Source organism: Planomonospora algeriensis, from assembly GCF_977012225.1.
Genome location: NZ_CDRNDK010000345.1, coordinates 1 through 6,863 on the forward strand (window position 1 = coordinate 1; position 6,863 = coordinate 6,863).

The window sequence follows — 6,863 nt, forward strand, 5'->3', positions numbered from 1 at the left end:
GGTGAGCGGCTCTCCAGCCGGCGCGGCGGACGGCCAGGCAGGCCAGGGCGAGGACGAGCAGCGGCAGGCCGATGACGCGGGTGGCGGTGGCCGCGGCCAGGAGGGTCCCGGCGAGCAGGGCGGTCCGGACGGACGGGCGGCGGTTCCACAGCAGCAGGGTGAGGGCGAGCACGGCCAGGGACTGGAAGAGCGTGTCGGCCGTGACGAGGTGTTCGAGCTGGATCTGGTGGGCGTCGAGCAGGGCGGGGAGCGCGGCGAGCGTGGCGCCCCAGCCGGGGAGGCGGGCCAGGCGGCGCAGGAGGAGGTAGACGCAGCAGGCGGTGGCGAGGCCGAGCAGGTGCTGGGCGACGACCACGGCCTGCACGCTCTGCAGCGGGCTGAGCAGCCGCAGGAAGAGGGGGTAGCCGGAGGGCGGTGACTCGGGCCGGAGGGTGAGGGCCGCGTCGAGGTGGGTGAAGGAGTCGGGCCAGAACCACAGGGCGGGGCGGTAGCCGAGTACGGCGAGGGCCCGCAGGGCGCCGCCCGCCAGTAGCGCGGCCAGGAACAGCCAGTGGGTGCGGAGGAAGCGGCCCGCCGGTTGGGCTTCCGTCGTCACACGACCTCCTGACCTTCACGAACAGGTTGACCACGATAGTCCCAGGGTCGGGCGGTCTCGTACGCGATGACGAACTTCGCGGTGATCGAGGGGGGTTCGCCGCGTCCGTCCGGTCGTCCGCCTGGATGGTTCGCCGTGCCCGCCCCGGTGCCCGCCCGGTCGTCCGTCCGGGCGGGCATCCGCTGTCAGCACTCGATGACGTTGACGGCGAGGCCGCCCCGGCTGGTCTCCTTGTACTTGTCGAGCATGTCGCGGCCGGTGTCGCGCATGGTCTTGATGGCCTTGTCGAGGGCGACGAAGTGCCGGCCGTCGCCGCGCAGCGCGATGCGGGCGGCGGTGATGGCCTTGATGGAGGCGACGGCGTTGCGCTCGATGCACGGGATCTGGACCAGGCCGCCGACGGGGTCGCAGGTCAGGCCGAGGTTGTGCTCGATGCCGATCTCGGCGGCGTTCTCCACCTGCTCGGGGGTTCCGCCGAGCACCTCGGTGAGCCCGGCGGCGGCCATCGAGCAGGCGGAGCCGACCTCACCCTGGCAGCCGACCTCGGCGCCGGAGATGGAGGCGTTCTCCTTGAACAGCACGCCGATGGCTCCGGCGGTGAGCAGGAAGCGGACGACGCCGTCGTCGTCCGCGCCGCCCGGCCGGCCGTCCGCGCCGTCGGCTCTGCGGACGAAGCGGTCGTAGTAGGTGAGGACGGCGGGGATGATGCCGGCGGCGCCGTTGGTGGGGGCGGTGACGATGCGGCCGCCGGCGGCGTTCTCCTCGTTGACGGCGAGGGCGAACAGGGAGACCCAGTCCATCGTCTGGAGGGGGTCGCTGCCGGGGTCCTCGGCCTGCAGCTGCCGATGGAGCTGGTGGGCGCGCCTGCGGACCTTGAGGCCGCCGGGGAGCATGCCCTCCTTGGCGATGCCGCGCCGTACGCACTCGGACATGACGCGCCACAGGTCGAGCAGGCGGGCGCGGATCTCGTCCTCGGTGCGGCCGAAGGCCTTCTCGTTCTCCAGCATCAGGCCGGAGACGGACAGGCCGGTCTCGCGGCACCGGGCGAGCAGTTCGGCGGCGGTGGTGAAGGGGTGCGGCAGCTCGGTGTCGTCGGCCTTGATGCGGTCGGCGCCGGTGGCGTTCTCGTCGACGACGAAGCCGCCGCCGACGGAGTAGTAGACCTTCTCGCGCAGGGTCTCGCCGTGCTCGTCGAAGGCGGTGAAGCGCATGCCGTTGGGGTGGCCGGGCAGCGAGACCTTCCGTTCGAAGACGAGGTCCTCGCCGACGACGAAGGGGATCTCGCGGGAGCCGTACAGCCGCAGGGCGCCGGAGGACTTCATGGCGGCCAGCCGCTCGTCGACGGTGTCGACGTCGACGAGTTCGGGTTTCTCGCCGGACAGGCCGAGCAGGACGGCCTTGTCGCTGCCGTGGCCCTTGCCGGTCAGGCCGAGGGAGCCGTACAGCACGGCCTCGACGCGGGCGGTCTTGTCCAGCAGGCCGTCGTGGTCGAGGCCTCGGGCGAAGCGGTGGGCGGCGGCCATCGGTCCGCCGGTGTGGGAGCTGGAGGGGCCGATGCCGATTTTGAAGAGGTCGAAGACGCTGATCGCCATTGATCGGTCCTTGTCCTTACGCCGCCGGGACCGCGCGCGCCGGGTGGCGCGCGCGATCACGGCGCGGGAGAGAAGATTTCAGGATTCGCCGGAGGTGAGGGCGGTGTACTCCTCGGCGGAGAGCAGGTCGGCGGCGTCGCCTTCGAGGCGGACGCGGAACAGCCAGCCCTCGCCGTAGGGGTCGCCGTTGACCAGGGAGGGGTCGTCGACGACGGCGGCGTTGACCTCGACGACCTCGCCGCCGACGGGGGCGTAGATGTCGCTGACCGACTTGGTCGACTCGACCTCGCCGACCGCGTCGCCGGCCGCGACGGTCGCGCCGACCTCGGGGACCTGCACGTAGACCACGTCACCGAGGGCCTCGGCGGCGTAGGCGGTGATGCCCACGGTGAGGGTCAGGCCGTCGTCGACGCCCGCGACCCACTCGTGTTCCTTGGTGTAGTGCAGTTCGTCGGGAATGCTGCTCACTTGTTCCTCCTGTAGAAAGGCAGGTCGACGACCTCGACCGGCTCGTGGCGGCCCCGGATGTCCACCGCCAGCTCCTCCCCCGTCGCGGCGGTGTCCACGTAGGCCATGGCGATGGGCCTGCCGAGCGACTGCGAGGGGGCCCCGCTGGTGACCTCGCCGACGACCGTGCTGCCGCCGCTCGCCAGGACCACCGGGTAGCCGTGGCGGGGCACGCGGCGGCCGGCCGCGACCAGGCCCGTCAGGCGGCGGGCCGGGGGGACGTCCTTGAGGGGTTCGAGGGCCGCCCGGCCGACGAAGTCGCCCGGTTTGTCAAACTTCACCACACGGCCGAGGCGGCGTCGAACGGGGTGAGGGCGGTCGACAGCTCGTTGCCGTACAGCGGCATGCCCGCCTCCAGGCGGAGGGTGTCGCGGGCGGACAGGCCGGCCGGGAGCAGGCCGTGCGGCTCGCCCGCCTCGGTGAGCGCGGCCCACAGCGGCTCGGCGTCGTCGCCTGCGACGAACAGCTCGAAGCCGTCCTCGCCGGTGTAGCCGGTGCGGGCGATGAGCGCCTCGCGGCCGGCGACGGTGGCGGGCAGTCCGGCGTAGTACTTGAGGCCGCCGAGGTCGGCGTCGGTGAGCGCGGCCAGGATCTCCTGCGACCTGGGGCCCTGGACGGCGACGAGCGCGTACTGCTCGGAGCGGTCCTCGACGGCGGCGTCGAAGCCCTTGGCCCGTTCGGCGAGCCGGGCGGCGACCGCGGGGTAGTTGGAGGCGTTGGCGACGACCATGAACTCCTCGGGGGCGAGGCGGTAGACGATCAGGTCGTCCAGCACGCCGCCGCGGGAGTTGACGATCATGGTGTAGCGGGCGCGGCCGGGCTCCAGCACGGACAGGTGGCCGACGAGGGCGTAGTCGAGGGCCTGGCCGGCCTGCGGCCCGGTCACGAAGATCTCGCCCATGTGGGAGAGGTCGAACAGGCCCGCGGCCTGGCGGACCGCGTTGTGCTCGGCGGACTCGCTGCCGTAGCGGAGTGGCATGAGCCAGCCCGCGAAGTCGGTCAGGGTCGCGCCGAGAGACGTGTGGACGCCGCGCAGTGGCGTGGGTCGGGGCATGATCGCACCTCAGGCATGGGTCGGATGAGAGCATCCTCCCCCTCTGTCATGGATGCCTGAGAGTTTCGCCCGGTTTTTGCCGGACTTTCACCTTCGGCGAGACCTCGGGGGCCTGCTTTCCAGAGGGCACCTACCCGCACGGTCCTTTGCCTTGAGAGGTTCGCGGGGAGGGCTTGCTCCTTCAGGGGTCCTGGCCTGGATGTCAGGACGCTCTCCCGCACGGGGTTCACATCGGTGTCGCGGCCAGCCTAACGGCCCGGGACCGCCGAGCGAAATCCCCGGCGGGACCTCCGCGCCGCCGCCCCGGCGACCGCCGCGCCGCCGGGTCTCCCCTGACCCGCCGCCATCGCCGCCGCCGTGCCTTCCGGTCCCGGCCGTCTCCGCCGCCGTCGGGTCTCCCGGCCCTGGCCCGGCGGCGCGCTCAGCGGCGGGCGTGCCCGACGAGCGCCTCGAACAGGGCGGATTCGTCATCGGCCTCGGGATGCCACTGGACCGCCAGGGCGAAGGGGTGGTCCGCCAGCTCCACGGCCTCGACGGTGCCGTCCTGGCTCCGGGCGGTCACGGTCAGGCCGTCGCCCAGCCGGTCGGCGGCCTGGTGGTGGTAGTGGGCCACGTCGTCGCTCTCCGCGCCGAGGATCGCCGCGATCCGGCTGCCGGGGGAGAGCCGTACCGGCATGCGGCCGAAGGTCCCCGGCGCGGGGGCGTGCCCGGTGTGGCCGACCGCGTCGGGCAGGTGCTGGCAGAGGGTGCCGCCCAGGGCCGTGTTGAGGATCTGCAGGCCGCGGCAGACGCCCAGGAACGGCAGGCCGCGCTCCAGGGCCGCCCGGACCAGCCCCAGTTCGGCGTCGTCGCGGAAGTCCCGGACGTGGCTGGTGCGCTCGTGCGGGCGCTCGCCGTACCGGGCCGGGTCGACGTCGCCGCCGCCGGCCAGGACCAGCCCGTCCAGGCGGCCGAGCAGGCCGGCGGGGTCGCCCGCCGGGGGCAGGATCACCGGCTGGCCGCCCGCCCGGACCACGTGGTCGACGTAGCCGTACGGCAGGAGCGCCGCGGTCGTCTCCCAGACGGTGAAGCGGGCGGGTTCGACGTAGCAGGTGACGCCGATGACGGGGCGGGGCACGGCTACAGCGGGGTGACGTAGGCGCCGGAGATGCCGCCGTCGACCAGGAACTGCGAGGCGGTGACGAAGCTCGCGTCGTCGGAGGCCAGGAACGCCACCGCGGCGGCGATCTCGGTGGCCTCGGCGAACCGGCCGAGCGGGATGTGCACCAGGCGGCGCTGCGCCCGCTCCGGGTCCTTGGCGAACAGCTCCTGCAGCAGCGGGGTGTTCACCGGTCCCGGGCACAGCGCGTTGACCCGGATGCCCTCGCGGGCGAACTGCACGCCCAGCTCCCGCGACATCGCCAGCACGCCGCCCTTGGACGCGGTGTAGGAGATCTGACTGGTCGCCGAGCCCATCACCGCGACGAACGACGCGGTGTTGACGATGGAGCCCCCGCCGCGCCGCCGCATGTGCGGGATGACGTGCTTGCAGCACAGGTACACGCTGGTGAGGTTGACCTCCTGGACCCGGCGCCAGGCCTCCAGGCCGGTCTCCAGGATCGAGTCGTCGTCCGGCGGGGAGATGCCGGCGTTGTTGAAGGCGATGTCCACGCCGCCGTAGGCGTCGGCCGCCTCCTGGTACATCCGGACCACGTCGCCCTCGTCGGCGACGTCGGCGCGCACGAACAGGCCGCCCACCTCGGCGGCGGCCTTCGCGCCGGCGGTCTCGTCGACGTCGGCGCAGACCACCTTCGCGCCCTCCTGGGCGAACCGGCGCGCGGTGGCCAGCCCGATCCCGCTCCCCGCCCCGGTGATGACGGCCACCCGGTCCCGCAGGCGCTGCATCGGTCCTCCCTGCATCAATCCTCCGAAATGAAGACGTTCTTGGTCTCGGTGAACGCGGACAGGGCGTCCGCCCCCAGTTCGCGGCCGAGCCCGGACTGCTTGAACCCGCCGAACGGCGTCCAGTAGCGCACCGACGAGTGGGAGTTGACGGAGAGGTTGCCCGCCTCCACGGCACGGGCCGTGCGCAGCGCCCGCCCCACGTCGCGGGTCCAGATCGAGCCGCTGAGGCCGTACCGGGTGTCGTTGGCGATCCGTACGGCGTCGGCCTCGTCGTCGAACGGGACGACCGACACGACCGGACCGAAGATCTCCTCGGTGAACGCCGGGTCGGTGACCTCGGGCGTCAGGACCGTGGGCGGGAACCAGAAGCCGGGCCCGGACGGGCAGGAGCCCTGCAGGTAGGGGGTGCCGGTGACGAAGGAGGCGACCCTCTCCCGGTGGGCGGCGCTGATCAGCGGCCCCATCTCGGTGTCGGCGGCGCGCGGGTCGCCGACCTTCACCGCGAGCACCGCCTCCGACAGCAGGCCGAGGAACTCGTCGTGGACGGAGCGCTCCACCAGGATGCGGGAGCGCGCGCAGCAGTCCTGGCCGGCGTTGTCGAAGACCGCGTACGGCGCGGTGGCGGCGGCTCTGGCCAGGTCGGCGTCGGCGAAGACGATGTTGGCGCTCTTGCCGCCCAGCTCCAGGGTGAGCCGCTTGACCCGCCGGGCGCACACGGCGCCGATCTCCTTGCCGACCTCGGTCGAGCCGGTGAACACGATCTTCGCGACGTCCGGGTGCTCGACGAGCCGGGCGCCGGCCGTCTCCCCCTCGCCGGGCACGACCTGGAGCACGCCCTCGGGCAGGCCCGCCTCCAACGCCAGCTCGGCCAGGCGCAGCGCGGTCAGCGGCGTCTGCTCGGCGGGTTTGACGATCACCGTGTTGCCCGCCGCCAGCGCCGGGGCGGCCCCCCAGGTCATGACGACCATGGGGAAGTTCCACGGCACGATCACCCCGACGACGCCCAGCGGCTCGGCGAAGGTGACGTCCCAGCCGCCGGGCACCGGGATCTGCCGGCCGTGGTCGCGCTCGGGCGCGCCGGCGTAGAAGTCCAGCACGTCGCGGACGTTGCCCGCCTCCCAGCGGGCGTTGCCGGCGGTGTGCCCGGCGTTGGCGGTCTCCAGGGCGGCCAGCTCGGCGGCGTGGGAGTCGACCAGCGCCGCGAACCGGCGCAGCAGCCGGGCGCGGTCGC

At 73.2% G+C, this 6,863-nt stretch carries 5 protein-coding genes, 2 pseudogenes and 2 riboswitches; all 7 genes and pseudogenes read right to left on the reverse strand.

The window, feature by feature from the left end:
• Window positions 1-595, reverse strand: a pseudogene (locus ACWJ6R_RS26905) (hypothetical protein); the annotation flags it as partial.
• A 185-nt stretch (window positions 596-780) separates the two neighbouring features.
• Window positions 781-2,187, reverse strand: a complete 1,407-nt coding sequence (locus ACWJ6R_RS26910; protein ID WP_449064912.1) for an L-serine ammonia-lyase — start codon at window positions 2,185-2,187, stop codon at window positions 781-783.
• Between the two features lie 78 nt (window positions 2,188-2,265).
• Window positions 2,266-2,655 carry a glycine cleavage system protein GcvH gene (gene gcvH, locus ACWJ6R_RS26915; RefSeq protein WP_449064913.1) on the reverse strand — a complete coding sequence of 130 codons (390 nt, stop codon included), beginning with the start codon at window positions 2,653-2,655 and terminating at the stop codon, window positions 2,266-2,268.
• Window positions 2,652-3,748, reverse strand: a pseudogene (gene gcvT / locus ACWJ6R_RS26920) (glycine cleavage system aminomethyltransferase GcvT). Before gcvT ends, gcvH begins: the two are co-directional and overlap by 4 nt.
• Before the next feature lie 33 nt (window positions 3,749-3,781).
• Window positions 3,782-3,877, reverse strand: a riboswitch (glycine riboswitch).
• Window positions 3,878-3,976, reverse strand: a riboswitch (glycine riboswitch).
• A 193-nt stretch (window positions 3,977-4,169) separates the two neighbouring features.
• Window positions 4,170-4,865: a gamma-glutamyl-gamma-aminobutyrate hydrolase family protein gene (locus tag ACWJ6R_RS26925; protein WP_449064914.1), complete on the reverse strand. Its 696-nt coding sequence runs from the start codon at window positions 4,863-4,865 to the stop codon at window positions 4,170-4,172.
• A gap of 2 nt (window positions 4,866-4,867) precedes the next feature.
• Window positions 4,868-5,632, reverse strand: a complete 765-nt coding sequence (locus ACWJ6R_RS26930) for a 3-oxoacyl-ACP reductase (RefSeq protein WP_449064915.1) — start codon at window positions 5,630-5,632, stop codon at window positions 4,868-4,870.
• Between the two features lie 14 nt (window positions 5,633-5,646).
• On the reverse strand, window positions 5,647-6,863 hold a 1,217-nt coding region (locus ACWJ6R_RS26935), incomplete at its 5' end, for an aldehyde dehydrogenase family protein (RefSeq protein ID WP_449064916.1).

What these genes read in the sequence shown, in the direction of transcription:
- ACWJ6R_RS26910 (WP_449064912.1), bottom strand. Translation starts at nt 2,187, where the DNA reads ATGGCGATCAGCGTCTTCGACCTCTTCAAAATCGGCATCGGCCCCTCC.
- ACWJ6R_RS26930 (WP_449064915.1), bottom strand. Translation starts at nt 5,632, where the DNA reads ATGCAGCGCCTGCGGGACCGGGTGGCCGTCATCACCGGGGCGGGGAGC.